The sequence below is a fragment of the Robiginitalea biformata HTCC2501 genome, from assembly GCF_000024125.1.
Taxonomy (GTDB): Bacteria; Bacteroidota; Bacteroidia; order Flavobacteriales; family Flavobacteriaceae; genus Robiginitalea; species Robiginitalea biformata.
The window spans coordinates 2,362,031-2,388,367 of record NC_013222.1 but is presented as its reverse complement, the minus strand read 5'-3'; the positions used below and the strand labels follow the sequence as shown (position 1 = coordinate 2,388,367).

The 26,337-nt window shown below is 53.8% G+C and carries 22 protein-coding genes; 10 read left to right on the top strand and 12 right to left on the bottom strand.

Going from position 1 to position 26,337, the window contains the following annotated elements; translation table 11 throughout:
* Positions 1-40: 40 nt before the first annotated feature.
* The 3 genes from RB2501_RS10620 to RB2501_RS10610 are packed head-to-tail and all read right to left on the bottom strand — an operon-like array spanning position 41 to position 2,644.
* On the bottom strand, positions 41-1,237 hold the full coding sequence (locus tag RB2501_RS10620; RefSeq protein WP_015754816.1) for a DegT/DnrJ/EryC1/StrS family aminotransferase: 1,197 nt from the start codon (positions 1,235-1,237) through the stop codon (positions 41-43).
* Positions 1,238-1,241: 4 nt separating this feature from the next.
* Positions 1,242-1,889 (bottom strand): NAD(P)H-dependent oxidoreductase, encoded by a 648-nt coding sequence (locus tag RB2501_RS10615; protein WP_015754815.1) that lies wholly within the window; start codon positions 1,887-1,889, stop codon positions 1,242-1,244.
* Positions 1,889-2,644, bottom strand: a complete 756-nt coding sequence (locus tag RB2501_RS10610; RefSeq protein WP_015754814.1) for a sulfite exporter TauE/SafE family protein — start codon at positions 2,642-2,644, stop codon at positions 1,889-1,891. Before RB2501_RS10610 ends, RB2501_RS10615 begins: the two co-directional genes overlap by 1 nt.
* A gap of 272 nt (positions 2,645-2,916) precedes the next feature.
* Here RB2501_RS10610 and RB2501_RS10605 point away from each other — a divergent pair, with 272 nt between their 5' ends.
* Positions 2,917-3,675 (top strand): hypothetical protein, encoded by a 759-nt coding sequence (locus RB2501_RS10605; protein ID WP_015754812.1) that lies wholly within the window; start codon positions 2,917-2,919, stop codon positions 3,673-3,675.
* A 141-nt stretch (positions 3,676-3,816) separates the two neighbouring features.
* Here RB2501_RS10605 and RB2501_RS10600 read toward each other — a convergent pair whose 3' ends face one another.
* From RB2501_RS10600 to RB2501_RS10590, 3 genes are all read right to left on the bottom strand, one after another.
* Positions 3,817-4,446 carry a response regulator transcription factor gene (locus RB2501_RS10600; protein WP_041327197.1) on the bottom strand — a complete coding sequence of 210 codons (630 nt, stop codon included), beginning with the start codon at positions 4,444-4,446 and terminating at the stop codon, positions 3,817-3,819.
* 779 nt (positions 4,447-5,225) lie between these two features.
* The gene (locus tag RB2501_RS10595; protein WP_015754809.1) at positions 5,226-6,899 is read right to left on the bottom strand and encodes a PorP/SprF family type IX secretion system membrane protein; all 1,674 of its coding nucleotides are present in this window, start codon (positions 6,897-6,899) and stop codon (positions 5,226-5,228) included.
* A 97-nt stretch (positions 6,900-6,996) separates the two neighbouring features.
* A complete protein-coding gene (locus RB2501_RS10590; protein WP_015754808.1) occupies positions 6,997-8,274 on the bottom strand; it encodes a TolB family protein in 1,278 nt (425 codons plus the stop codon).
* A gap of 469 nt (positions 8,275-8,743) precedes the next feature.
* On the opposite strand from RB2501_RS10590, the gene RB2501_RS15875 reads away from it, so the two are divergent.
* From RB2501_RS15875 to RB2501_RS10570, 4 genes are all read left to right on the top strand, one after another.
* Positions 8,744-11,569 (top strand): tetratricopeptide repeat protein, encoded by a 2,826-nt coding sequence (locus tag RB2501_RS15875; RefSeq protein ID WP_015754806.1) that lies wholly within the window; start codon positions 8,744-8,746, stop codon positions 11,567-11,569.
* Between the two features lie 126 nt (positions 11,570-11,695).
* Entirely contained in the window at positions 11,696-12,265 is a 570-nt protein-coding gene (locus RB2501_RS10580) for a porin family protein (RefSeq protein WP_015754805.1), read from the top strand.
* A gap of 8 nt (positions 12,266-12,273) precedes the next feature.
* Positions 12,274-12,795, top strand: coding sequence for a hypothetical protein (locus RB2501_RS10575; protein WP_015754804.1), 522 nt, complete (start codon positions 12,274-12,276; stop codon positions 12,793-12,795).
* A gap of 245 nt (positions 12,796-13,040) precedes the next feature.
* A complete protein-coding gene (locus RB2501_RS10570) occupies positions 13,041-15,164 on the top strand; it encodes a M28 family peptidase (protein WP_015754803.1) in 2,124 nt (707 codons plus the stop codon).
* 49 nt (positions 15,165-15,213) lie between these two features.
* On the opposite strand, the gene RB2501_RS10565 is transcribed toward RB2501_RS10570, so the two are convergent.
* The gene (locus RB2501_RS10565) at positions 15,214-15,891 is read right to left on the bottom strand and encodes a hypothetical protein (protein WP_015754802.1); all 678 of its coding nucleotides are present in this window, start codon (positions 15,889-15,891) and stop codon (positions 15,214-15,216) included.
* 138 nt (positions 15,892-16,029) lie between these two features.
* Here RB2501_RS10565 and RB2501_RS15870 point away from each other — a divergent pair, with 138 nt between their 5' ends.
* On the top strand, positions 16,030-16,977 hold the full coding sequence (locus RB2501_RS15870) for a helix-turn-helix transcriptional regulator (protein WP_015754801.1): 948 nt from the start codon (positions 16,030-16,032) through the stop codon (positions 16,975-16,977).
* Here RB2501_RS15870 and RB2501_RS10555 read toward each other — a convergent pair.
* A complete protein-coding gene (locus tag RB2501_RS10555; RefSeq protein ID WP_015754800.1) occupies positions 16,967-18,469 on the bottom strand; it encodes an acyl-CoA dehydrogenase family protein in 1,503 nt (500 codons plus the stop codon). The genes RB2501_RS15870 and RB2501_RS10555 overlap by 11 nt on opposite strands.
* Before the next feature lie 334 nt (positions 18,470-18,803).
* Between RB2501_RS10555 and RB2501_RS10550 the strand changes: the two genes are divergently transcribed.
* The 4 genes from RB2501_RS10550 (at position 18,804) to RB2501_RS10535 (ending at position 22,803) form a co-directional block, all read left to right on the top strand.
* The gene (locus RB2501_RS10550) at positions 18,804-21,212 is read left to right on the top strand and encodes a sigma 54-interacting transcriptional regulator (protein ID WP_148214354.1); all 2,409 of its coding nucleotides are present in this window, start codon (positions 18,804-18,806) and stop codon (positions 21,210-21,212) included.
* Positions 21,213-21,447: 235 nt separating this feature from the next.
* On the top strand, positions 21,448-21,876 hold the full coding sequence (locus tag RB2501_RS10545; protein WP_015754797.1) for a DUF7793 family protein: 429 nt from the start codon (positions 21,448-21,450) through the stop codon (positions 21,874-21,876).
* Complete coding sequence (locus RB2501_RS10540; RefSeq protein ID WP_015754796.1) at positions 21,866-22,288, top strand: response regulator; 423 nt, start codon at positions 21,866-21,868, stop codon at positions 22,286-22,288. Before RB2501_RS10545 ends, RB2501_RS10540 begins: the two co-directional genes overlap by 11 nt.
* 74 nt (positions 22,289-22,362) lie before the next feature.
* Positions 22,363-22,803, top strand: coding sequence for a hypothetical protein (locus tag RB2501_RS10535; protein WP_015754795.1), 441 nt, complete (start codon positions 22,363-22,365; stop codon positions 22,801-22,803).
* 108 nt (positions 22,804-22,911) lie between these two features.
* Here RB2501_RS10535 and RB2501_RS10530 read toward each other — a convergent pair whose 3' ends face one another.
* The 4 genes from RB2501_RS10530 to RB2501_RS10515 all read right to left on the bottom strand — a co-directional run bounded on the left by RB2501_RS10530 (position 22,912) and on the right by RB2501_RS10515 (position 26,333).
* The gene (locus RB2501_RS10530; protein WP_015754794.1) at positions 22,912-23,850 is read right to left on the bottom strand and encodes a DUF4382 domain-containing protein; all 939 of its coding nucleotides are present in this window, start codon (positions 23,848-23,850) and stop codon (positions 22,912-22,914) included.
* A 221-nt stretch (positions 23,851-24,071) separates the two neighbouring features.
* The gene (locus RB2501_RS10525; protein WP_015754793.1) at positions 24,072-24,263 is read right to left on the bottom strand and encodes a cold-shock protein; all 192 of its coding nucleotides are present in this window, start codon (positions 24,261-24,263) and stop codon (positions 24,072-24,074) included.
* Between the two features lie 338 nt (positions 24,264-24,601).
* Complete coding sequence (locus RB2501_RS10520; protein ID WP_015754791.1) at positions 24,602-25,063, bottom strand: CBS domain-containing protein; 462 nt, start codon at positions 25,061-25,063, stop codon at positions 24,602-24,604.
* A gap of 109 nt (positions 25,064-25,172) precedes the next feature.
* The gene (locus tag RB2501_RS10515; RefSeq protein WP_083760717.1) at positions 25,173-26,333 is read right to left on the bottom strand and encodes a GNAT family N-acetyltransferase; all 1,161 of its coding nucleotides are present in this window, start codon (positions 26,331-26,333) and stop codon (positions 25,173-25,175) included.
* Positions 26,334-26,337: the final 4 nt, after the last annotated feature.

Sequence of the window (26,337 nt, the reverse complement as noted above, 5' to 3'; positions counted from 1 at the left end):
AGGGGCTGAATACTCCTTCATGCGGGCCACAGCGGTTTCGCTACCCCGACACCTCCTGCAGGACATTTGAAAGGGCAGCTGCGCGCCGACGGACCGCTTCTTCCGTCCACGACAGTTTGATCAGTACCGACAGGCAACGGCCCATCCAGGCATCGGAATCGGGAAAGTCCCGGTCGTTGGCTTCCCGGGTCCGCCGGGCAGTCTCTGCCGGCAGGGCCCCGAGGGATTTCAACCCTTTCAGGTGCTCCCAACGACGGTGGTAGTGCCAATTGTTGTCGTACCAGTAAAAGACCCCGTCCACCCCGGCTTCGGATAGCTCCCGTTGCGCACGACGGGCGCTGTCCGCGTCCGGCAGGAAAAAATTCAAAAAGGAATAATTCTGGACCCCGCCCCCGGGGACGCGGCGTAAAACAACCCCTGGAATTTCCCTGACGGCCCCCTCCAGCACCTCGTAGTGACGTTTCTGAATGCCGATAAAGTCGTCCAGGCGGGCGAGTTGTGCCAGGCCGACAGCGGCGTGCAATTCGGAGATCCTGTAATTGTACCCCAAATGGGGATGGCCTTCCGCCCCCCGGTCCCTGCCGACATGGTCGTGCCCGTGGTCGCTGTAGGCCTGGGCTTTTTCGTATATATCCGGGGAGTGCGTAATGACGGCCCCGCCCTCCCCGCAGGTTATGGTCTTTACGAAATCAAACGAGAAACAACCCGCCTCCCCGATACTCCCCAGCGGCTTGCCTTTATAGGAGCCGCCGATTGCCTGGCAGGCGTCCTCCACCAGTAGCAGGCCGTGCTTCCCCGCCAGGGCCTGGAGCGCTTCCAGGTCTGCCATGGACCCGCACATATGCACCGGCATGATGGCCCGGGTCTTTTCCGTGATCAGCCCGGAAACCGCCCCGGGGTCCAGGGTCAGCGTATCATCGACGTCGCAGAGCACTGGTACCGCCCCTAAGGACAACACCGCCTCAAAACTGGCCACAAAGGTGAACACCGGCAGGATCACTTCGTCCCCCGCCCCCACCCCGGCGCTTGCAAGGGCTACCGTTAAGGCCGCCGTGCCGCTGCTCACCAGGTGCGCATGCGGGGTTTCCATGCGTCCGGCGAGGGCGGATTCCAGTTCCCGTGCCTTCCAATGGCCGTTGCGCATCGGCTCAAAACCATATCGCATCAGAACGCCGCTGTCCAGAACGTCCTGAACGGATTGCTTTTCCTTTTCTCCAAATAATTCAAAACCGGGCATAGCTTTACTTTTCTTCGATTGTATAGACGGAGCGCTCGAGTTTCCGCCGGACTTTTTTGAAACCGGAAAAAATATCCTCAGGGGAACGATACCCCACCGGCATGGCCAGGACAGCTGTGAGCCCACGGTCTTCCAGGCCGAGGACCCGATCGTAGGCCTCCGGGTCAAAACCTTCCATCGGGCAGGAATCGATACGCTCAAAAGCGCAGTAAGTCAGCAGGTTGCCCATGGCCAGATACGCCTGGTGGGTGGCCCAGATGCGCACCTCCTCCGACGGTTTCCCACGGAAACGCTGCTGTAACTCCCGGCGATACGGGTCGAGGATTTCCCCTGAGGTACCCCGGACTTCCCGAACCCGGTTAAAATAGGCCTCGATATACGCGCTATCCACGGCTTTTTCGATGCAAAAAATGAGTAAATGCGAGGCATCCGCTACCTGTCGTTGCCCATAGGAATGTACCACCAACTCCTCCTGCAGGGTTTTGTGCCGGAGAACTACGAGTTGGATGGGTTGTAACCCGTAGGAAGTGGCCGTCAGGTTGAACGCCCGCTTAAGGCCATCCACCTGTTCGGCTGTCAGTGACCGCTCCGGATCGAATTTCTTCACCGCGTAGCGCCAGTTCAATGCGTCGAGATGCCGTTCCATAGCCATTATGTAAAAAACCAGAGTTTAACTGCCATCACCAGGATCATCGCGATCAGAAAGCCCTTGATATACCCGTCGCCCCGACCCACGGAAATCCGGCTCGAGAACCAGGCTCCGAGCATGTTCCCGATGGCCAGTACCAGCCCCACCTTCCAGATGACCTTGTCGTTGACGATAAACACAATCAGGGCCGCAATCGTATAGATACAGACCACGGCCACCTTGGTCGCATTGGTGCGGACCAGGTCCATCCGGTGGAAGTAGTGCAGGAATAGAATGATAATAAACCCGACTCCTGCATTGATAAAGCCCCCGTAAATGCCGATAAAAAAGAATGCCAGGCAGCCGGCCCACAGATACCGGCCGGTCAGGCGTTCCTGGAGCGTATCGATCTGCACCCCGGGCTTAAAAGCGATTACCAGTACGACCACGACCATGATAATAGCCAGGATCCGGTTGAACAATTCACCCGAAATATCCACGGCCAGGTACGCACCGATCAGCGAACCGGCCACCGCGGCGAGACCCAGGTAGCCGTTGAACGGGAAGGTGCTCACCCCTTTACTGCGAAATCCGGCCGTAGCCATGGCGGTCTGCAGGACAATGGCCACACGGTTGGTACCGTTGGCCACCGCCGGGGGCAGCCCCAGCCAAATAAGCACGGGGAGGGAGATCAGGGAGGCCCCGCCGGCTACCGTATTGATAAAACCAACGGCGAATCCCACAACGACCAGTAACAAGTAGTGGTACCAGGTGTCCATTGGGGCAAAAATAAGGGATATTTTAGTTCTTTAATTACCTCAATTTTCTGGTTGATTTTTAGTATCTTAGGTTGGTTACGGGCATACTAAACAAAAAAGAGATCCCTCAACCTGCTCCCGCAAACCCGTAGCGGGAATCTCTTCCGATACAATCCGGTTTTTCCGGGATTGTCTGAACCTTTACGCCCCCGTCCCGGGCGACACCCTCCCCCGCCAACATCACACAATCGGCATGGAATGTTCCGTGTCTATCAACCAATTAATTGTAACCGATGAAAAATTTAATGCTCATTTTGTTGCTGGCGCCTTTTGCATTATGCGCCCAGGAATCCATGGGGTACCCCATGTTTACGAACATTATGCTTACACCCAACATGGCCGAGATCGCCGAATTGGAGGCCGGATTGAAGGAACACAACCAGAAATACCACCAGGACGGGGCTGCCGGGGCCCGGGTTTACTGGGTAATGAACGGAGTAAACTCGGATAACTATGTCTGGACTATGGGGCCCCACACCTGGGCCACCATGGATGAGATGGAAATGGGCGGCGACCATTTTGACCACTGGAACAATGCCGTACTGGCCCATACAACCGGCACGGTCACCCATACCTGGCGGTTCTATCCGGACAAATCGAATTTCAGCGAGGACTTTAAGCTGAAGTACCTGAATGTATTTATCGCAGACATGGCCCGGTTCCAAAATGAAACGTTCATGCGCGTTGTCGATCAGGTACGGGAGGTATACGCCCAAAAAATGGCGGATGTCCCCTACGGAATCTATTTCAATACGATGGCCACCTCGGACGGGATGGATTTTGCCTGGGTGGATTTCTTCGATAAAATGACCTTTATGGGCGAAGGGGACGAATTTCCCGCCTGGTTTGAAGAAGTCCACGGTTCCGGGAGTTTTCCGAAATTCCTGGAAGACTGGCAAACCGCCTCAGTCAGTGAAACCACCGAGTTATGGATGTACCGGGAGGACCTGAGCGGCCTGGGCGCGGATGTGGCTGCAGCCGATCGGCAATAGCCGGTTTCCGACCAGATTCTGAAATAAAAAAGTGCTCCTCCCGGAGCACTTTTCCATTTTTGCCACCAGGAAACGGGCCGCTATGGCTACGGCCCGCCGCGCTGATGAACTAGCAGCTAATCCCACAAAGCAACTATCGTTTCAGGCGCATTCGAGCTGCCTGATTTTCTGCAGGGCCTCAGACTTGGAATTCACATCCAGTTTCAGGTATATATTCTGGATGTGGAAATTGATGGTGCTGGTGGTCACGAACAGTTTTTCGGCCATGGATTTATAGGTCATCCCCTGCCCGAGGCATTCGATGATTTCGTTTTCGCGTTCCGAAAAATTGGCATAATGCTTCCGGCGAAACATGGAGATCACCTGTTTGGCAATATCGTGGCTGAGGGCAGCCCCTTCGTATTTGATCGAATCCAGGGCCTGCTCCAGTCGTTTCTTGCTCACCGGTTTGGTCAGGTACCCGACCGCGCCGAGCTTAAAGGACTTCTTGATGGTCTCGAAATCCGTTTCATCACTCACCATGATGACCTTGGCATCGGCATCCCGTTTGCGAAATTCGGCAATCCCGGCCACACCGCATCCCTCTGGCAGGTGTACCTCAGAAAGGACGATGTCCGGTTGGATTCTCGAATAGTCCTCCAGGGCTTCTGCCACAGAGGAATAGATCCCCGCGAGGTCGTAATCGCGGTAGGTGTTGAAATAATAAGGATAGGCTTCCAGAAAGCGGATATCGCTGTCTATGACCATGACCTTTAAAGTAGTAGTTTTCATAAGCGTAAGATTTGGGTTGTATTGGGTTTGGGGTTTGAATAACGCTTCCGGTTTGGGCTGGGAATCCCAGGCCCTTTACCCGGAGGTACGGGCCACAAGGGAACCGCGCGGCAGATTCGCGGGGAGTTTTTGAGATAAACTATCCCTGGCGCAGTCCGTTTCCGGCCTGCTCCTGAGCTCCTTCAATAAATGGTTTCAGGTGAATCCTGTTACGCTGGCGCCTTGCGCTTCCGGCGAAGACTCAGCCGTTGGGGCCGGCTGTTCGCATGGGTTCTGGTAGCGGGTGCTGCGTTTCGGAAAATTCCCGGGGCCGATGGTCTGCCCGGGAACCGGCAGTGTGGATTGAATCCTGGGTGCCGTGCTTTCGGGGGTAAAAGTACGTCATGATTCTGGGGATTTGGGTTGTAAACTGGTTGTGTTGTATCTATTCGAAAAGTACGGATATTCAATTAATTCACCGAGCATTTGCAGGAATTTTCGATCAAGTGCACGCCGGTGGTGCAGTTCGTCGAAAATTTGCCAAAAAACAGACCGGGCGGTCTGTGGAACCAGGTGACAGAAAGGGGTTGGCTCCGCAACAAAAGGGCTTGGTTCCGCAATAAATAAAGCCCGCTATCCGCAATTGGAAAGCAGGCCTTACTTCTATCGGGTCCGTTGGATGGACCGGACCACGGCTGGACCGCTGGTGGGCTACCGGGAGGGTTTATTTTCTGGGGCGCAAACCCTGTCCCCGGAGATGGCCAGCCGCTATTTCCGATCCGGACTCAATTTTGAAGGGGTTATTCCTCCTGGAAGCTCACCTCTGCGGTGGCAACCGGATTATACACCTCCATGATCCACTTCTCGTCCTGGTACTTCCCGCTCAGGTCTGTGTGGTGGGCCATGTCGGCTTCCCCTTTGGATGAAAAATCGGCCAGATATACATAATACAACCCGTTCTCCGTGTTATAGAATTGCCGCGCATCCAAACCTTTCTCTTTCAATGACTTTACGAAAGCGTTTAAATACTTCTTGTTCTTGTAAACATTGGCAATCAGATAATAACCAGAAGATACCCCAACGATATCCGACCGATTTTTAGCTCGTATTGGTAATTCTTTGAAATCCCGCTTTGCCACGGGCTTATAGGGTTCCGGGGCGGCAGGCTTCCGGGTCTCGGCAGCCGCTACCGCAGTGGTGATATTCCTGCGCCCGGCAGGCGGCACCACCCGCTCGGGTGTTTGGTCCTGGTTGCGGATCTCATTGCGGATAGTCCGTACCAGGCTCTCGAATTTCTGTTCAAAAAGGGCAGTTCGCGCTTCTTCGATGGAATCCTGGCGCATCATGAGTTCGTCCAGGATCAGTCGGTTCTCCCAGGCCAGGGATTGTTCGCTAACCACTGCATCCGCATCCCGGGCCGCGCGCAACTCCAGCAACTGGTCCTCATAATTCCGCACAATCGCATCGATTTGTTTGTCCTTGCTCATTGTACCGGCATCGACAAAGATCTCCCCATTGTCCTCGTCGTCCTTAAAGGTATAGGCCAAGGACAGCTCGTGGTTCCACCCGAGGTTGGAGCCCGTATCCGACAGATCCTTCTCCATCAGGTAGCCCAGGGACAACTTTTGATTCAGGTTGAAGCCGAGCCCCATGGACAGGCCGTAGGTGGCGTCGTAGGTAGTCTGCACCCAACCGTAATTCGGCAGGTCCAGCAGCAGGGAGCCGATATAGGCAATGCGGTCTTCGGCGTCCATTCCAACCTGGACCAGCGGCATCAACCGCCCGTTCTCAAAAAGGCCGGACGCCCCGCCGAGCGGTTGGGTATACTGCAGGGCCCCGTGGAGGTTGCGGGCTTCAAACCCGGTGAGCAACTCGTTGGTGGTCTGGTTGTACCGGATCAGGTCCTTGCCGTACAGGGCCACATCGAAGCGGCCTACGGACAGGGCCACCCCGGGCTGGACGGAAATCTTGCTCTCCTTGGTGCTTTCCTCCAGGGTGGGGTCGGTTTCCGGGGTAACGATCCGATTCCGGGCGAGCCCCTGGCTCACATAAGTGATGTTGGTGCCAAACGTCAATTTGCTTTTATCGCCCAGGCGGACGGCGGTGGCGTAATTGGCGTTGAAGCCGAATTCCTGGACCACGCCTTCCCACTGACCGTATACGCCAATCCCCAGGGCCGTCCGCTCATTGAGCTTGTTGCTGAATCCCAGGTAATAATTCTGGATATTATCCTCGTAGGTGGCATACTGGTTCCTGTGCAGGATGTTCAGGTAGGATTTATTCTCCCTGACCAGCGAAAATGTGGGGTTGATCAGGAACCTGTTGAAAAACAACTGGTTGTGGAATGGGCTCTTTACTTTGAAATCGCCCTCGGGTTCTCCGGTCTGCTGGCTTCGGACGGACTGCCCGAAGCAGAGCAGGGAAAACAGCAGCACAGCGGCCGTTTTGATGTCGAAATGGTTACAGACTTTCATCGGGTTGTATTTTTCGGGGTTGATGGGGGTGTTCCCTGGGGTGATCCGCCGCCGGTTGCATCCCGGCGGCAGGTGGGTCAGTCAAAGTTCCGGGCAATCAATCCTCAAACATGGTGTTTGCATAGGACTGGGAGGGCTCCGTAGCCAATATTTCCTTAAAACTGTACCGGTTTTCGGCCACGTGGTTGTTCTCCGCGTCGAAATAGGAGAATACCAGTTGCTGGATGTCATCCCGGGCGGCTCCCCGGTTCGACATGACATAGGCAATGCCGTCTTCGGTTTGCAGGTTCAGGGCAAACTCATCCTCCATACTGTTGAACGGGCTGCCGATATTGATGGCAAGCCCCACACTGCGGCGAGCCACACGTGCGGCGTACAGGTCCAGCCCGCCGTATCCGTCGTGGCCGTCAGAGGCAAAGAAGAGGATATCGCCTCCAGCCAGGCTGGGGTATAAATCATTCTTCCGCGTATTGATCTTTTCACCCATGTTCCGGGGGGCACCCGTGCTTCCATCCCTGCCGATATCGGCTACGTAGATATCAAATTTCCCGAAGGTACCGGGCATATCCGAGGCGAAATACAGACGGGATCCATCGGCGGATACGGCCGGGTGCATGGCCGAAGCGTACTTCGGGGCCACGGCTACTTCCCGTACATTCCCCCATTGGCCGTTGATGTTTTCGGCACGGAAGATCTTATGTACCAATTGTTTTTTGGAGAAAATCCCGTAAAGGGGCTTTACAAACACCGCTTTGCTGAAATAGGCGGTACGCCCGTCGGCCGTTACCGATACCGGCGGCAGGTATGCATTTTGCACAGCCGCCCGCTCGGATTGCATCTGAACGAGATCCGCTTCCGACAGAGCCCGTAGGGCATCCAGGCTCTCGGTATTCGGATAGGCATCGTTACGGCCGAATTCGGGCATTTTATAATTCTCCGCCAGAGATCGGGTGAGCTGCGCGGCATGCGAGCTCCGCTCGATCTGATAGTCGTCTTTGATCCGGGAAACCCAGTCGCGCTGGGCCACTACTTCCGAATATTGGATAATGCCAGCCTTGTGCATGGCGTATTTATAGCGCTCCTGATAACTTTCGGGTATGGCGCGGATTCCGGCCAGGTCTACCAGTTTCTGGTACCAGAAGGCCGCTGACTCGTAGTTTTCCGTCAGGAAGTTTACATTTCCGAGGTCTTCGTATATCTCCCGTTCGGAATACCCGAGCTTCACCAGCTTCAGATAATCATCGACGCGCTTGTCGGCTTCCTGGCTGGCCGTATGCCGGGCATCAGCAATTCTGTCGCTCTGGGCACTCAGGCTGAGGGTTGTGAGCAGGCACAGGGTACCGAGGAGGTTTTTAAGGGTGAATATTCTTTTCATAACACACAGATTTTGGGGTTCGGTGAGTCAAATGTCAAAAGAGCAGGCAGGAATCCCTTATGAATTTTTCACAGGTTTTTGGCAAAACCGCTGCGGATTTTGTTAAAATTCATAAGATACCCTATCATTTTTTCACAGTTTCGGGTAACGACCACATTCTCACGATCAATGAATCGGTATCCGGGGAGGTTTGTACCAAACAGTGAAATCCGCCTGGATTTGGTCGGATAATAGTGCCGTTTATCGAGATTTTTCTCCTCGAAATTTCACCTGACTGACTCGTTTTTGGCTAAATTGCTAAATATTCAACTCATTTTCAGGCACCTGTGTTCAAGATGCTCCGCAGGATACAGAAAATGGAACCCGGGTACCACATTGTGGTCCCGGATTGTTAGTACGGGATGGCCCCATCCCCGACATTCCCCCATAAAACCTGCTTACGGGTAGCCTAAATTTTGATTCATTGGGAATGCTGAGACATTTACTTTGGCTGTTCTTCCTGGCACTGCATGCGGCCGGCGCCGGGCAATACAACCGGGATAGCCTGCTGCAGGTCCTGCCGGGGCTCCCGGAAGACAGCGTCCGGGTCCAGGTATTGCTCGACCTGAGTTGGGCCTATTTCCGGTCGGACCTCAACAAGTCACTGGATTACGCCAACCGGACAGAAACCCTGGCCCGGAAACTCGGCCTTACCGAGAAACTGGCAGCTTCCAAACGCATCAAGAGTTTTACACTCTCCGGGCTGGGCAATTACCGGGAAGCGGATTCGCTGCTTGTCAGCGCATTGGCCGACTACCGCCTGGCGGGCAACCAAAAAATGATCGCCAACTGCTACAGCGAACTGGGGTGGCTTAAGCGCTTGCAAAACGATCCGGCTGCCGCTGTGGATTACTTTGGCCAGGCCATCGACCTGGCCGGAAAGGCCGGTGATATAAACACCCAGGCCCAGGCGTACAACTACCTGGCGGGCCTCTATGCCGATCAAAAGCAATACGATAAGGCTATTGAAAATTACGAAGAGGCCCTTGAACGGGTGCGGCAGCTCGATATACAGCCGGGGATATCGGCCTGCCTGACGAACCTCGCAGCCGTTTACACGGAGCTTGGCCAAAACGAGAAAGCCATTGCCCTGAATCGGGAAGCCCTTCCCATCAAAGAGGCTACCGGCGACCTCCTCGGTGCGGGCCGCGTATTGAACAACCTGGGGATTGCCTTCAATGAATTGTCCGAATACGCGCGGGCACGGGAGGTCTTACAGCGCGCGGATTCCCTGGCCCGGGAGGTGGGTAACGAACGGCTCGTGAACACCGTGGGCTACAGCCTGTCCGTCACAGCCTATGGCCTCGGGGAATACAGGCGCAGCATTGATCTTTGCCAGCGGCTGCTGGACCGTGAGCCGCCGGTAACGGACCTGGATTTGCTCAGCAAGATCTACCGGCGCCTGTACCTGGCTTACGGCGCCCTGGGGGACTACCAGCGGGCATTTGAAAGCGCAGAAAATTGGGGCCGCGTTACCGACAGCCTGTATGACGAGAATATCCTGAAGGCCACCAACGAGATAGAGGCGCGGTATCAGAGCGAAAGAAAAAACCAGGAGATTGCGCTGCTTGCGTCGGAGAAGAGCCTGCAGCAATTACAACTCAACAAACGGGTCAATGAACGCAATGGGATTATCGGGCTGTCCTTGCTGGTGCTCCTGCTGGCAGGCCTGATCTACAACCAGTATCGGCTCAAGCAGCGCTCCAACCTGGAATTGCAGGAGCTCGACCGGTTGAAATCCGGTTTTTTTGCCAATATTTCGCATGAATTCCGCACCCCGCTCACCCTGATCAAAGGCCCGATTGAAAAACTCGAACAGAACCCCGGGGAAACCCTGAGCCGGGAAGAGGTTCGGATGATCCGCCGCAATACGCAGCGCGTACTCGGCCTGGTGAACCAATTACTGGACCTCTCCCGTATTGACCAGGGGGAACTCCGGTTAAAGCCTACCGAAGGGGACGTATTCAAATGCCTGAGGGCGGCAGCCTCAGCCTTTAACTCTCACGCGGCCCAACGCCGCATGGATTATTCCGTCCGCATCCCCACCGATAGCCTGTGGGCATCGTTCGACCGGGATAAAATTGAACAGGTTGTTTACAACCTCCTCAGCAATGCCTTTAAATTCTGCGAGGACGGCGGGACAGTGGCATTTGAAGCCACATATAAAGACGAATTGCTCACCATGCAGGTGGCGGACAGCGGCCGGGGGATTCCCTCCGGCGACCTGCCCTATATATTCGACCGGTTCTACCAGGCCCAGGGCGGCATGACCAGGGACCGGGAAGGTTCCGGCATCGGCCTGGCCCTATCCCGCGACCTGGTGGAACTGATGGACGGAACGATCACTGTGGAAAGTGAGGAAGGAGAAGGAGCCCGATTTACGGTTCAGCTACCCCTGCGGGCCATCCGCACCCGCGGACATGGGGAAATGCAGGACCCGCAAAACACGCTGCAGGAAGCCGAACCCCCAAAGGCATTTGCATTCCGTTCCCCGGACCTAAGGAACCTGCCGCTGGTATTGCTGGTAGAAGACAACCCGGACATGCGGCAGTTTATCTGCGACGGCTTGATTGACGCCTATCGCACCCTTACGGCCCGGGACGGGGAAGAAGGTTTGAAACTGGCCATATCCAGGAATCCGGACCTGGTTATCACCGACCTGATGATGCCCCGTATGGACGGCGTGGAAATGACTGAGAAATTGAAGACCCGTATCGAAACCAGCCATATCCCCGTGGTTATGCTAACGGCCCGCGCGGGCATGGAAAATAAACTCGAAGGGCTCGAAACCGGTGCGGATGATTACCTGACCAAACCCTTTGATACGCGCGAACTCCGCGTTCGGGTTGCCAACCTCATACGCCAGCGTCAGCGATTGCGCGACCACTATCAGCAACAGGCACATGCCGTGGTACCCGAAGAGGTTACGGCCACCTCCCTGGACCAGCAATTCCTGGAGCGCCTGCACGCATTGCTGGAAGCGGAGCATGCAGACCCCGAGTTCGGGTTGCCACAGATGCAGCGCGCCCTCGGGATGAGTAAGACCCAATTGCACCGGAAAGTCCGGGCCCTGACCAACACCGCCCCCGGGACCCTGTTGCGCAACTTCCGCCTGGACCGCGCTGCCCAGCTACTCCGCCAGGAAGCAGACACGGTTACCCAGGTGGCCTATCGGGTGGGCTTTAATAACCTGTCTTATTTTTCCAAGTGCTTTCGGGAACGCCACGGGGCCTCTCCTTCCACCTTCTGCGATTAATCACCAAGCACTTATTTGTCAGTATTCGGAACCCCTGTGTTAGCAGGGTCACACCCGGACTGCTAGTTTTGGAACTGACCCAAAATCCCCCGGAAACTATTATCGGAACACTTAAAAATCAGCATTATGAAACGAACACTGTATGTATTGATTGTACTATTCCTGGGAATGCCTGCTCTGCAGGCCCAGGACATTGCCTTCGGGGTAAAGGCCGGGTTAAACCTGGCAAGTCTGGGGGGCGATTTTGAAAACGGGGGTAAAAGCCGCACATCCTTTCACCTGGGGGGCGTGGCCGAAATCCCGCTGACGGACCAACTCGCCATCCAACCGGAACTGCTCTATTCCGGCCAGGGGGCCATAGACGAGGATGACACCGATGAGATCTGGCGCGTGGATTACCTGGTGATCCCGGTGATCCTGAAATACTTTGTGGCCGATGGCCTGAGCCTGGAAGCCGGGCCGCAACTGGGCATTCTGCTCAAAGCCGAAGTGGAAGACAACGGAGAGACAGAGGATTTCAAAGATATTGTGAAATCGACGGATATCGGGTTGAACCTCGGGTTGGGATACAAACTGGACGGCGGTTTGAATTTCGGGGCTCGTTACTACTTCGGTGGGGATATCAACAGCACGGAAGGTGACATCAAGGTGACCAACTCCGTGGTCATGTTATCTGTTGGATACTTTTTTAAATAACGGCAATCATGAAAGCATATTCGATATTCGCAGCTTTTTGCTGCCTGCTCGTACTGATGGGCTGTTCCTCGGATTCCGGCGATACAGCCCCAGAGTCCAGCGATCCCTATTTTAATTTTACCATTGTGGATCAATCCGGAAAGGCTACATTCACCGGCTCCTCTATTCACTTTAATTCCAATTTTACGGATGTCAAAAACGGAGAAGGGGAAGACACCGTCCTCAATACCATTGTAGTGGTGGCGCAGGATACGGAAGGAAAAGAAACCCTGACGCTCGGTATCACCATGGAAGAAGAAGTAACCACGGGAACCTATAAGGTTGGGACGGACCTGTTCTCATTTTTCCATGCGTTCGTCAATTATTCGCGGAACATCCAGGAGGATCAACTGGGTTCCCAGTCCGATGACGGCACCTTCACGATATCCTCTATCAGTGGATCCGTAATCCGGGGGTCCATCAACATCGATGCTTCCGGTTCCGCGGGGGATCTCCTGATAACCGGGGAATTCGTGGCAACCGGGATTTAGACCTGGCAAACGGTTAGGTGTTCCGGTTCTGCAATTCGCAAATCGGATGGAAGGCCCCGGTTCTGCCGGGGCCTGTTATTGGGAGGCTGCTCCTATTCGTTATCCCTTGGGGTATATCCTGCCGGGGTGTGTATTTTTTTGACGCCCCGCTTTCTCCATTGTCGGCATTGGCCTATCTTCAGCCGGGAAAAATCCCGGAGCCCCGGCTACGGTACGAATCATTAATAATTAATTTATATCACTTCATGCATCCCGCCTTCCATCCGCAGACCTGGATTAAAACAACCATTTGCATCCTCCTTGCAACCCTTACCCATTCGGCAACCACAGCCCAGTACCAAACCGGATATACCCCGGAATCGGCAATCAACCAACAATCCGTGGAATCGGAATATCTGGAGGCCGTGGATTTTCAAAAGTTCAGGAAGCACCTCGAACAATTGACCCGGAAACCCCACGTGGCGGGTACCCAGGCAAACCGGGAGGTAGCGGATTACATCGCTTCCGTCATGCAGGAGGCAGGTATGGAAGTAAACCGGTATCCCTATGATATCTATATGTCCGGGGATGGTGGCAGCTCCGGGGTGGAACTGGTTACGCCCATCCGCCTGCCGCTCAACCAACAGGAATACATCCTTCCGGAAGACCCCTTCTCTACCGACCCTTCATTGGGGAAAGGTTGGAATGCCTATTCGGGCAGCGGGGACGTAACGGCAGAAGTTGTCTATGCCAATTACGGAACACTTCAAGACTTCGAATACCTGGAAAATTCAGGGGTAACGGTGGAAGGGAAAATAGTCATTGCGCGGTACGGCGGGAATTTCAGGGGCTACAAGGCCAAGTTTGCCGAACAATACGGGGCTGTGGGCCTGATTATTTACACGGATCCGGCCGATAGCGGTTACACCCGCGGGCTGGTTTACCCGGAAGGGGCCTATTACAATGAAAGTGGCATCCAGAGGGGCTCTGTCCTGACTTTGGATTACACCGGCGACCCCCTGACGCCTTTTGAACCTGCCCTGCCGCTTGATGGCAAACAAAAGGTAGATCGGCTGGACCCGGCCAGTACGGCACTGCCCGGTATACCTGTATTGCCCCTCCCCTATGGTTCTGCAAAGGAAATCCTGGGCAGGATGCAGGGCGATGTGGTCCCGGCGGCGTGGCAGGGAGGGCTGCCATTTACCTACCGGCTCACAGGTGGTGGTGAGCTCACCCTCAGGATGCACGTTGATCAGAAACGGGATATGGTCCGGGTGGCGAATGTAGTGGGCAGGTTTGAAGGGGCCGTCTACCCGGATGAATGGATTATCCTGGGGTGCCATTTGGATGCCTGGGCTTTCGGGGCAACAGACCCGAATAGCGGCACAGCCATGTTGTTGACGGTGAGCGAAGCCCTCGGGGCCCTGGCAGAACGCGGAGTAAAACCCCGGAGGTCTATCCTGATCGGCCATTGGGATGCAGAGGAACACGGCATCATCGGATCTGCTGAATGGGTGGAGCAAATGAAGGGGGAACTCAATGCAAAAGCCGTTGCCTACATGAATTTTGACGGGGGTGTTTCCGGCAAAAATATCGGCGCCTCTGCCTCCCCGACCCTCAAAAAGTTGTTGACGGAAACCGCAAAAAAAGTGGATTACCCCTACTCGGGGAACTCCCTGTACGACCAGTGGAGGGACGGACAGGACGCGCCCTCCATCGGCAATCTCGGAGGCGGTTCGGATCATGTTGGGTTTTATATGCATGTGGGTGTACCATCCCTGAGCGGCGGAGCTGGAGGCCCAACATTGTATCATACAAACTACGATGATTTTCACTACTACAAGACCTTTGTTGACCCTGAATTTCAAATGGGTGGGACCATCGGACAATGGGCCGGCCTGATGGCGCTCCGGATGGCAAATGCCGATTTGATCCCCTATGCACTCACGCAATACGCCACGGACCTGAAAGGCCATTTTGCCCGTGCCGTGGAAAAAATCAAGGCGTACGATGGGGATTTCAAAGGGTTTGAGCAGGTCAACCAGGTCGTTCCGGAACTGGAGCAGAGTGCCCTGGAACTCTCCCGGGAAATAGAGGCATTACTTATGAAAGGGGAGCTATCCAAAGCCCGGGCCCAGCGAATCAACCGGGAACTCATTGCCCTTGAAAAGAGCTTTATAGATGACAAGGGGATGTATTTTGGCTCCTGGTATAAATCCCTTTATGCTTCCACTGATCCGTTCAGCGGGTATGCTTCCTGGATCCTTCCGGGACTCGAGTATGAAATTACCGAGAAATCTACCAATCGCCTGGAAGAGTGGGACACCCGGTATGCCGATGCCATCCGTTCGCTGACGAATAAGATGCGGGCGCTGGCACAGGGGCTGTAACACCCATTCCATGGGGGTGCAGAATGCTCCACCCTAAAAGAGAAATCGCTCATTCCCGGACAATATAGGGATCCTCGGCGGCTTGTTGTTGCCGGTCTGTGGCCACGTATAGGGAGGCAAAGGCTGCCTTGATCCACATCACCGAAACGAATGCCCCCACAACCAGGCACAGCAGCCCTAAAATAAATATCGGAATGGCAAGCAGGCCCATGCCGAATATCCGGAAACCCTGGCCGCGGGTCATTTCCCAGCTTTTTTCAATCGCCGCGATGGGCTCCAGACCCTTATCCATAACCAGGTAGGAAACAAAGACCAGCCGGCAGGCCAAAATGATGCCCGGGATGATCAGGAACAGGAACCCCAGGATGATCAGTGCAGAGGTAAGCAGATGGGCCAGTACAATATGCAGGTAGTTTTCCCGGAATCCCTGCACCACTGCCTGGATCTCCAGGGGTTCTTCCCGGACCGCCCGCACAAACAGCAGGTCTCCCCCATAACTGAAAACTGGCAGGACCAGCAGGGTATAAATCAAGGCCAGTAAATGCAACAAGGGGGAAAGCAAAGACTCATCCCAATCCGAATCCCTGGCCACAGAAGCCGGGGATTCCGCAAACATGAGGAATATAACCAGGAGGAATAGAAAGAGAAAGGATTTAAGCATTTGTTGCCAGCCAAACGCATAACTGCTGGTGAGGCCGGGTTGGGGTAAGGAGCCGGAAGTTTGCATGGATATCTGATTTGAAGCGAATATAGGCCACCAGCCCGTTTGAAACATCCAACTTTGGTAGTGATTCTTAAAACACTACCGAAGTAGGGCCTGGTACGCCGGGCTTTTTATATACTTTTAGGTCGATAAAGCCCAGCCTTGATCCGAATCCTGTTCATCCTCGCTTTCCTCCTCTGCTCCGCCATTGCCCTGGGCTGCATCTGGATGGGCCGTCAAACCGTCGTAACGTACGATTCACAATTCCACAAAAAGTATTTCTACTACCTGGTTTTCTTTTATGCCTACGCCTTCTATGCGCTCTGGGGGCCTTTTGGCCTCAGGGAATTGATGCTTTTTGGCGGGATGCAGCCGGAAACGGTCAACAATACGGCCCGCTGGCTGCCGGTCCTGGCCCTGCCGTTTGCCGGGGTCGGCTGGTTGCTGTACAGTACGCTGGGTTTTGCCCTGGCCGGTTCCCGAAAAGTACCCGGCCACACTATCGGGGTGGTCGCAATGGCCGGGTTGATGCTGCCCGTAGTATGGATATTCAGCTATTTGAACGCAGTTTCAGGAGATGTCTCCGACCCGGCGTGGCCCCTCGTTCTGGCAGGGGCTGCCCTTTGGCCGGACTTTATTAGCACGGCCTTTGTGGTTGGCGCCCTGCTTTTAAGGCGAAAAAAATCAGGCGGCCGACCCAACCGATATGCTATGCGTTTTGCCTGGGGGGTTGCCCTGGCCCTGATCCTCCGGATTGTCGGGCTGGGACTGATTACCCGGGAATCCTTCCTGGCAGCCCCGGGCCTGTTGGTGTACTTCCTCTCAGCGGCCCTGCCCTTTTTGTATAGTTACCGGGTGTCCGACCGCCTTTTCCAGCCCGTATTCCCGGAGACCACCCACAAAGGAAAACTGCAACACCTGATTGAAACATATGGGATTACCCCCAGGGAACAGGATGTTATTGAAAAGATTTGCGAAGGGAAGACCAACCGGCAGATTGCAGATGAGCTGTTTATCAGCCTGCAAACCGTCAAGGACCACACCCACCGGATTTACTCAAAAGTAGGGATCAACAGCCGGTTAAAACTCGTACAGTTGCTCAATGGATAATAAACTGCATCCAGTCTGAAGACTCCCGATACCCTTCAACCGGTTCCGCGTCGTTCAAAGAGCGCAGCCGCGTGAGCAATTGGCGGACGTCCGCTTCCATGTGCTTCCGGGTATTCTCATACAGGTCGGAGCGGAAACCAGCCTCCGTCATCACCTCCACGTATTGCAGGGAGGCTACACGGGCCATTACCCGGCCCAGGGATACCAATTGGCGCTGCGGCAGGTTCTCCCCTATTTGAAAATCGAATAAATCGCCAAACTGGTCGGCTACGCGGCTGGTGAGGGGCTCCCCGGCCAGGTACCGCTTCAGGTGCAGGTCCTTGCTCTTCTTCATGGCCTTGATCATCCCTTCGGCGATCTGGGTGTAAAGCATTTCATTGGAACCTTCGAATATTTGGAAAGGCCGGCTGTCGACTATCCCCCGGCCGGCAACATGGTCGAGTTTATAACCGGCGGATCCGTTGAGCTGTACGCAAATCTGGGCGGACTCCTGCATCAGGTCGGTCACCAGGGCCTTCATCACATTGGCCTCCATGCCCCGGGTGGCGAGTTCCTGATCGATACCACTCATCCCGGAACTCCGGGCACACATGCCCGAACACAATGAGTAAGCCGCCTGGATCCGAGACAACTGATACCTCACGGAGTCCATCTCGGCGAGTTTTTTACCCGCAACCATCCGCTGGTCTGTGTGCTGCAATGCTTCGTCCAGCATCCTCCGAATAAAGCCCATAGCCATTCCGGGAAACTGCAGCCGGCTCCTGTGCAGGATATCCAGCATCATCTTGATCCCGGTGCGCGGCGCCTGGAGCCTTTGATTGGCCGGTACTTCCAGGTCCAGGGTATTCAGGCCGTAGGGAATCATGTACAACCCCAGGTTGTTGAAGTACTTCTCCACCTGGATCTGCTGTCCGGGCATATTCTCCGCTGTGACAAAAAAATCGATGTCCCGGGCTAAGTCGCCGGAAGGGTTTGCTTTCCGGGCAGCAACGATCCAGTAATCGGCCATCCCGGTGAGGCCCTGCCAGTGCTTCTTACCCTTGATGCGATAGCCGTTTTCGGTCTCGGTATACTGCGTTTGCATATTCAGGGCGTCGCTGCCGTAATCCGGTTCCGTGATCATCAACCCGCCCATCGCTTTATCGTTTAAGAAGCGATCAAAAATACCTTTCTGGATCTCCTCGTGGCCATACTTGGCGAGGGGCTCCATGAACAGGGCGATATTGATCCCGAATGTGAGGGACAGCGGCAGGGATTCATAGGAGGCAGCCGCCAATACCCCCAGACATTCGGAAACGTGCAGTCCCCGCCCGCCGAATTCCTCCGGTATGGCCACCGAAAGTGGCTGCATCCCCATAATGTCATCCCACACGGCATCCGGCAATCCGCGTTCCAGACTGAGGGCGTCGATATTGTTGTCGTCGTGGAACAAATTGCTCAGGCCTTCACTGAACCGGGTGATAAAGTCATTGAAATTCTCTCGCATAATCATAATACATAAAAGACCCTGGTTAACTTACAAAATCCAGAAAAAACGATCGGTTGTTTATGGTATATCTGTTTTCGGACAGGGTTTTTACAAATATCTCCATTTTTCCGCTGTCGGAAGAATTATCCCGGAGGTTTTCATGCGCTATCGGTTTATCCTGGCCGCTATTTAATACTTCTCCCATAGGAATATTAAATATTTGTGTATATTTTCAGTATCCAAACATCCACTATATCCAGAACAGTAATCAAATTGAGTTTTCAATCATTGTAATTGACCGGAAACATTACTGAAATAAATTCATAATAGACGTTGTCCCCGGACAACTTTTTGGATTGTGGAAATACCCGAAGACACGCTGAGAAATGAATTGTTAAACCTCCTGGGGTTCACCGAGGCTTTTCTGGAATCCCTGGTGGATGGCCTGATTGTACTGGACACCTCGGGGAGGATCGTCCTGGTCAACGAAGCATTCTGCCGGATTACGGGTTTTGAAGAAAAGGAGCTGCTCGAATCTGGAATCCCCTACCCGTTCTGGCCCCCGGAATACCATGAAGAATTCGGGGATGGCTTAAAAGAGAACCTTGGCGAAGATTTCAAAGGGGAATTTGCCACTATACATACCCGGAAGGACGGGGAGCGCTTCTCGGTGGCCATTTCCACCTCCGCCATCCGAAATTCAGGAGGCAAAGTGATTGCACATCTCGGGCTTATGCAGGACCTGACACTCAAGAGTGCGGAGCAGCCCCTTAAAGACAATCATTTTGGATTTTTTACCACCCTGCATTACCGCAGGCAGTACCTGGAACGAATTCTGGACAATATCGGGGACCCGATCTTTATGAAGGACCAGGAAAGCCATCTTTTGCTTGTCAATGATGCATTCTGTGCAGCTTTCGGGCTCAAGAAATCGGAAATTATAGGAAAAACACTGGCCGAAGACGTCAGTCCGGAGGAACGCGAGAGTTTTTTGAAAATAGACAGGGAGGTCCTGAATTCCGGGGTTGAGAATGTAAATGAGGAAACACTCACGGTCCGGGGTGGGGATACGCGGATTATCTCGACCAAGAAATCGCGATTTACCGATGAGGCCGGCAATCATTTCCTCATTGGCATTATCCGGGATATCACGGAACGCAAACGGGCGGAACAGGCCCTGGAAGATCGCGCCCGAAGGTCGGAAATAAAAAAAGATGCCATCCTGAAATTGGCCGGGATGGCACAGGATGACCTGCAGGAAACCTTCCGGCGGATAACCAAGCTTGCGGCTCAGACCCTGGAACTGGAACGCGTCAGTATCTGGAAGTTCACCAATTCCGGAAACGAGATTCTCTGCGAGGCATTATATATCGAAAATGAGGGCCAACACCGTCGGGGCGACCGGCTTACCCGTGCGGATTGCCCGAACTATTTCAAACTGCTGGAGCAGCAGAAAAGCGTCCTGGTACCCAATGCCCAGGAGGATCCGGCCACTGCGGATTTCGGGCCGGGCTACCTGAAGCCCAACGGGATCAAATCCCTCATGGACGTTTTTGTTTACAGCGCGCACCAGCCCTATGGCATCCTGTGTTTTGAGCACGTCGGGCCGGGGATCAGGAGCTGGACAGCGGAGGATCTGGAATTTGCCTCCTCCATGGCCAATGTTGTGTCGCTGATGGTGGAAAGCAATGAACGGAAAAAGGCCGAGGAACAAATCAGGCAAGCCAACCTGGAATTATCCAAAGCCAATAAGGAACTGGACACGCTGAGGAATAGGCTGGAACAGGAAAATATGTACCTGCGGAATGAACTGGACCTGGCATTCAACTACCAGGAAATGGTATATAGCAGCCAGGCCATCAGCCAGGTGCTAACAGAGGTGGAACAGGTGGCCGCCACAAATGCCACGGTCCTGCTCCAGGGGGAATCGGGCACCGGCAAGGAATTGCTGGCCAGGGCCATCCACAATATCAGTCCGCGAAGCGGGAAACCGATGATCAAGGTAAACTGTGCAGCCATCCCCGGGGAATTGCTGGAAAGCGAATTATTCGGCCATAAAAAAGGGGCCTTTACGGGGGCCGTCAGCAATAAGGTCGGGAAATTTGAGCTGGCCGACGGAGGCACCCTGTTTTTAGACGAAATCGGTGAATTGCCCCTGGAGATGCAGCCAAAACTCCTCCGGTTTTTGCAGGAAGGAGAGATTGAGGTGGTCGGGGGTACGGAAGTGCGGAAACTGGACGTCCGTATCATCGCTGCGACCAACCGGTACCTGAAGGAGGAAGTGGAAAAGGGGGATTTCCGGGAGGACCTGTATTTCCGCATCAATGTCTTCCCGATCGAGGTGCCGCCCTTGCGGGAACGCAAGGAAGACATCCCGATACTCGTAGAGCACTTTATGGATAAATTCAACCGGAAGTACGGGAAGAATATTTCCTTTGTTACAGAGGAAGCGATGTCTCAACTCAAGCAATACGAATGGCCGGGAAATATCCGGGAGCTCGAAAACCTCCTGGAACGGGCCACCATTGTATCCCGGGGAGAAACGTTGATTATCCCGGGCTTTGAATCGCAAAGCCAGAAATCAAAAATGCCCCTGCGCAACAATAACCTGTCCCTGACAACTGTACAGCGGAACCACATCCTGCACGTACTCGATATGTGCGACTGGAAAATAACCGGCCAGGGAGGGGCGGCAGAGCTCCTGGACATGAGACCGAGTACGCTGCGGGACCGAATGCAAAAACTGGGTATAGAAAGACCCGGGTAGTTTCGCGGTATGCCGTGGTTTTCCTTGTTTACGGCCCTACGGTAACGGAATACCGTCACTTCCCTATCGGATCCTTCCGTTTTTATCCAGGGTCTAAATTCTTGTCTATAAGCCTACTATACGTTTCCAAATTCTTTTTGGCACACTCCTTGGTCCTGACTTTGGCAGCACGGACCGGCATTCTGCTTCCCCCAAACAATTGCCGGCAACCCGAATCCGGGCCAGCAGCTTTTAAATGGAAAAAACCAATATCGCAAACCAGGTATCTTTCTGGGCGCATGAAGGCGTACTTTACTGTCGGTTTGACGACATTAGCAAGATCGCACAATGCACCGCCCGCAACTATCAGCAATTCCTGCGGGTCATCCACGATCTATGCCGGGGGGTACCCATGCCGTTAGTCGTTGACCTCAGGCAAGCCCGGGGGACGTTGTCGGCAGATACGGCTAAGATACTCTCTGCAAGGTGCCAGCGCATTCCGCTGATACTTGGGGAAGCCTATGTGGTGCAATCCCTGTCCATCCGCCTGCTCGTTCAGTCATACGTGCGTCTTATCCACCGGAAAACACCCTCGGCCATCTGTACAAACATGCCGGACGCCAAACGATTCTGCGATTCGCTGGTAGCCGCCGCAAGCCAAAAATCCCGTACAAATGAAAGATGACCCCATGCAAATCCTGTTGGTAGACCACAACGAAATCGACCTGTATATCGCCCAGCGGAATCTGGATAGCGAGTTCCGGCAGGCGGAGATCCTTACATTCCTCGATACGGAAAAGGCCTTCGAATTTTTAAAAACACAGGTGCTACCGGATTCCCCGGAATACCGGTTTGTTCCGGACCTGATATTGGTGGAAATCAACATGCCGCAAATGAGCGGACCGGAATTCCTGAACTCCCTCTATGGTCTGAAAGGCGGGCTGTATAAAAAAAAGAGAGCCTATTTGACCCACGCCATGTATTCCGACCGGATGGGTCATCATGTCCCCAAGAATTGCGCGGGTTTTATCCAAAAACCGATCACCGTGGAGCGGATCAGAGAAATCCTGCAGGATTTATCCTCGGGTCCCCATTGACCAAAGCAAACGATATAAAAACAAATAGTTGATCATGTTCCCCCGAACCTTAACAATAAACTGAGAATACTTTTATGAAGCGCATTGAATTAAACCGGGAGGGATATTATGACCGATGGAACCCGGACCACCTGAATGAACTCCACTCGCTGAATCAACTTGCGGAAGGTCAGGATTGCATCCTTCACGAGGACTCGCACATGCGATTGAAGGTCTTTGGCATGGAGCCCTATGAACGGATCCCCTTCCGCGTATTGCAGCATAAATTCACGCTGGTTTGCCTTACAGGAGGTACGGCAATTACGCGATCCTGCAAAGGGGCTATCGACCTGTTGATTTTTGAACGGGGAGAAACCGTAACCCGGTCCATTGAGAGTGCCGCAATGGTCAACGACCTGCAAAATATCGGGGAAGATCAGATGATCGTCGCGCTGATCGAATACCTGAGGCCTGTCACTTACGGGGAATGGGTGGATGGAGCTCGGATTTCGACGCCGTCTACCCCTGCCAAATAATCACTGCCGGGCATTCTCACCAGGAACATCATGCGCGTTAAGGCGCCTACGGTCCGGGTATAAAAACAGTGCGCTGCCCCCTTAATTTAGTTCGAGTGGCCGGCGGAGTCAACTCCCCCCGTCCGTAGTGGTCTCCTCTTCGGCGGTCTCAGGTTCCAGCACAAAATCCTGACGGCTAACATTTGCGGCGTCTATTTGTACTTCCACGGTATCGCTGGCGAGATATCCCCCCAGTTCGGCCACCACGGAATAGGTACCCGCTTCCAGGCCCATGACCGCATAGTGTCCATCGGGGTCGGAAAAAGCGGTGGTGTTCAGCGTATCCGCCGCAAAAATTGACAATTGAGCCCCTTCCAACCCCACAACAACGTCATCCTCCAGGGTGCCGACTTTCCCGGTAAGGGTCCCCGCAACGGACATATTGCTCGCTTTGACAACCGGCTTGAAATTAAAGCCATTGATCCCAGCTGGTGTTTCCGGATTTCCTTTGGCAATAAAAGAACGGCTGACGTCAAAATCCAGCAACAGGTCGGACGACAGCCCGCCGGTTACCACCAGGCCCGGTCTGATAAATACTTTGATTCCCGTTTCAGCCCCGCTGGGTACTTTCAGGTCGTATTGCGTCCCGTCCGTCAGGACAACATTGACCCCCTTAACGTAAACACGAATCAGGTCATACGTTCCCGCAGGAACATCAAGAGCAGCGAGTTCCCGGGTAACCCCGTTGACCAGGGTCAGCAAATTGACCTGGACTTCTTCCTCCATAAGGGTGATATAAGGGGGGCCTGCCATTTCCTCTGCCGGGGATTCACCGGCCTCCCCGGTTTGGGAATCACCGGGTTCATCCGTTTCGGCCAGGCGCGCATCCACTTTGAAAATGGTCACATTGGCTTCATCGACCAGTTCATAGGGAAAAGGGGCGTCCGTAAGGCGAACGGTGAGCCGACCCGAATCGGCATTTAGACCGGGGTCGTCGCTATCGGTACAAAAAGAAAAAGTCAGGGCGGCCAGAAAGATCGCAGCCAGGGTAAAAAATCGCATGTTCATGATTTCAGGGTTCTGGTTGTCAGCGGGTGAGACCCCTGCTGAACCTATTTGTGCCTTGAAATAACAAGATACCTCTGGTATACCCTACCCGAATAACCGTTTTTTCGATGAAATGCACCATTCCTGCCCAAATCCAGCCATACGGGTATTCCAAAAAGCCGGAAATAAAAACAGGGCCCCGATGGGGCCCTGTAGTATGGTGTCCGGTAAATATATTCCGGTTAGTCGGCGATGCGCACGTTAACGGCGCTGGGGCCTTTCTGGCCCTGCTCAACCTCGAAGTACACTTCGTCATTCTCGCGGATTTCCTCCTCGAGGCCTGAAGCGTGTACAAAGACATCTTTGCCTTCCACTCCTGTGATAAAGCCGTAACCTTTTGATTCGTTAAAAAACTTAACTGTTCCTTTTTGCATTGTAGTAATTGTTAATTGTTATTCAAGTAATGGGCAGGCCGTTGTTTTTGATGGCATACCCGGTAATCGTATTCATGTTCGTTGTGCAGGCCGCTTCCGAAGGCACTCCTATGGAGTTTCCATTTGGCGCGTACTACACGATAATTATTAAAAGGGGCAGCTGAGAGACGTAAACTGAGAGAAGTGGATTAAAATCTATTCCGGGTCAGAGAAAGGCTAAGGCAGATGCCTGATAATTATGGGGCGAAGGTACGAAGAATAATCGTCGGTTTAACATCGGGGTGGAAAAATTGATTTTTCCCGGCCTGCTTCTTCCGTGCGGGGCAAGGCACCCGGGCTTACTTCCATCGTTGCGAACGCAGCGCCACGGTGGCCTTCAGGATGTCCTTCTGGGATATCTGCCCCGCCAGCTTGCCATTTTCCACAATCGGGAAACGGCGTCTTTTGGCCTCCAAAAACTTTTTGGCGGCATCAAAAATATTCAGGTTGCCGTCAATAGTCTCCACATCCCGGACCATGCAATTGGAAACGCGGTTCTGTTCCGGGGGCATGTTGTAATAGCGACTGTCGCTGATGTGCTTGATGCAGTCGCCTTCCGACAGGATCCCGACGAGTTCCCGGTCTTCATTCACCACGGGGCCGCCGGATATTTTATGGCGGATCAACAAATCGATGACTTCTTCCACGTGCTGGTCCGGGTGGAAGGTAATCAGGTTGCGGGTCATATAATCCCGCACCCGCAGCGGCACTTTTTCTTCGGGTTGCTTTTCCCTCCGGCCTGTAAAACTCTTGATTCCCATAATTCCTGCTTTTTACCAATCCCTATTAAAGATACTGAATTTCAGGATACTAAACACGATTGTGTTTTCGGGCGATCGGTGTTTCACGTACAGATTTCACTCAGCGGAATCAGGAAAACCGGAGTTCCCTGGCTTTTTTCGCCCCCCTGATTGCATAGTGTCCCGGATGCACCCGCGATTCGTACACCTCAACATCCTTTTTCTGCTCCTCGCTGGAATACAGGAAATCAAAGACGTGGCTCCGGAGGTACGCGTGCTCGCCTGAAATCCAGTCTACCGGGTGCCAATCCCCATCCCATCCGGCCGGGTCTGCATCCCGGATGTCGGGGCCTTTATCGGCATCCCCTCCCCGGCCCCAAGTGGCAAACCGGCTCTTCAGTCGGTGGGGGATTTCATTGACCTTTTTCGACTTCAGGTATTCCCTGATCCGGATGCGCGCAACCTCCAAACGGGATTTTGCATTTTGGGGCCAGCCGTTTTTGAAGATTACCAGGTGCTCAAACTGGTAGATGTTATTGCTCCACCGCCTTTTGTAGTCCATGCCGCCAACACCCATTTCAAAAACGCGGAACCCGTTGGCGAGGCACCATTCCAGTTGTTTGTAGATTTCCACATGGCCCAGGCCGAATTTGGAATAGTCGATATCGTAGGAGGAAATACAACTGAACAGGATCCCGTTGAAGTGGTAATTCAGCGAAATTTCAATCGGTTCCCCGTCCGCATAAATAACAAACAGGGAGGCCTTGTTCCGTCGGATTAAATCGTGGGAATTCGCCAGGATGTCCTTCCAGTTTTTCTCTTCCTTGTGCGATTCTTTCCGCTGGCCAAACCTCCGGTCTATCATGGTTTTCAACTCCTCCATAAGAGACTCGTAGTGGTCGGGGGCGAGGTCTTCCCCATGGGTTACGTACTCCGTCTTAAAACAGGCATCCAAACGTTTTACATACCGCCGGATAATACTTCGATATTTGGATTTGAATTGTTTTTGCAGGTAATCGTCTGCCGTGGCGCAGCCTTCCAGGTCTATCGAATAGCCCCAGTTTTGCTGCGGGATGCGTACCAGGGTATCCCCGGGGTCCTTCAGGTGGAATTGCATGTAGCCCGGCGCCAGCCTGAAGGAGCACACCTGCCCGGGCGGGCATGGGAGTTGGTCCAGTTCGCTTTGGGCATCGATGGGCACCTCCCCGAATTTCCCCACATGGGAAAATTTATCCGGGATCCGGCATTCGCGGAAAAGCGTTAGCAACAAACCGATTGGCGTTCTGACCATAATC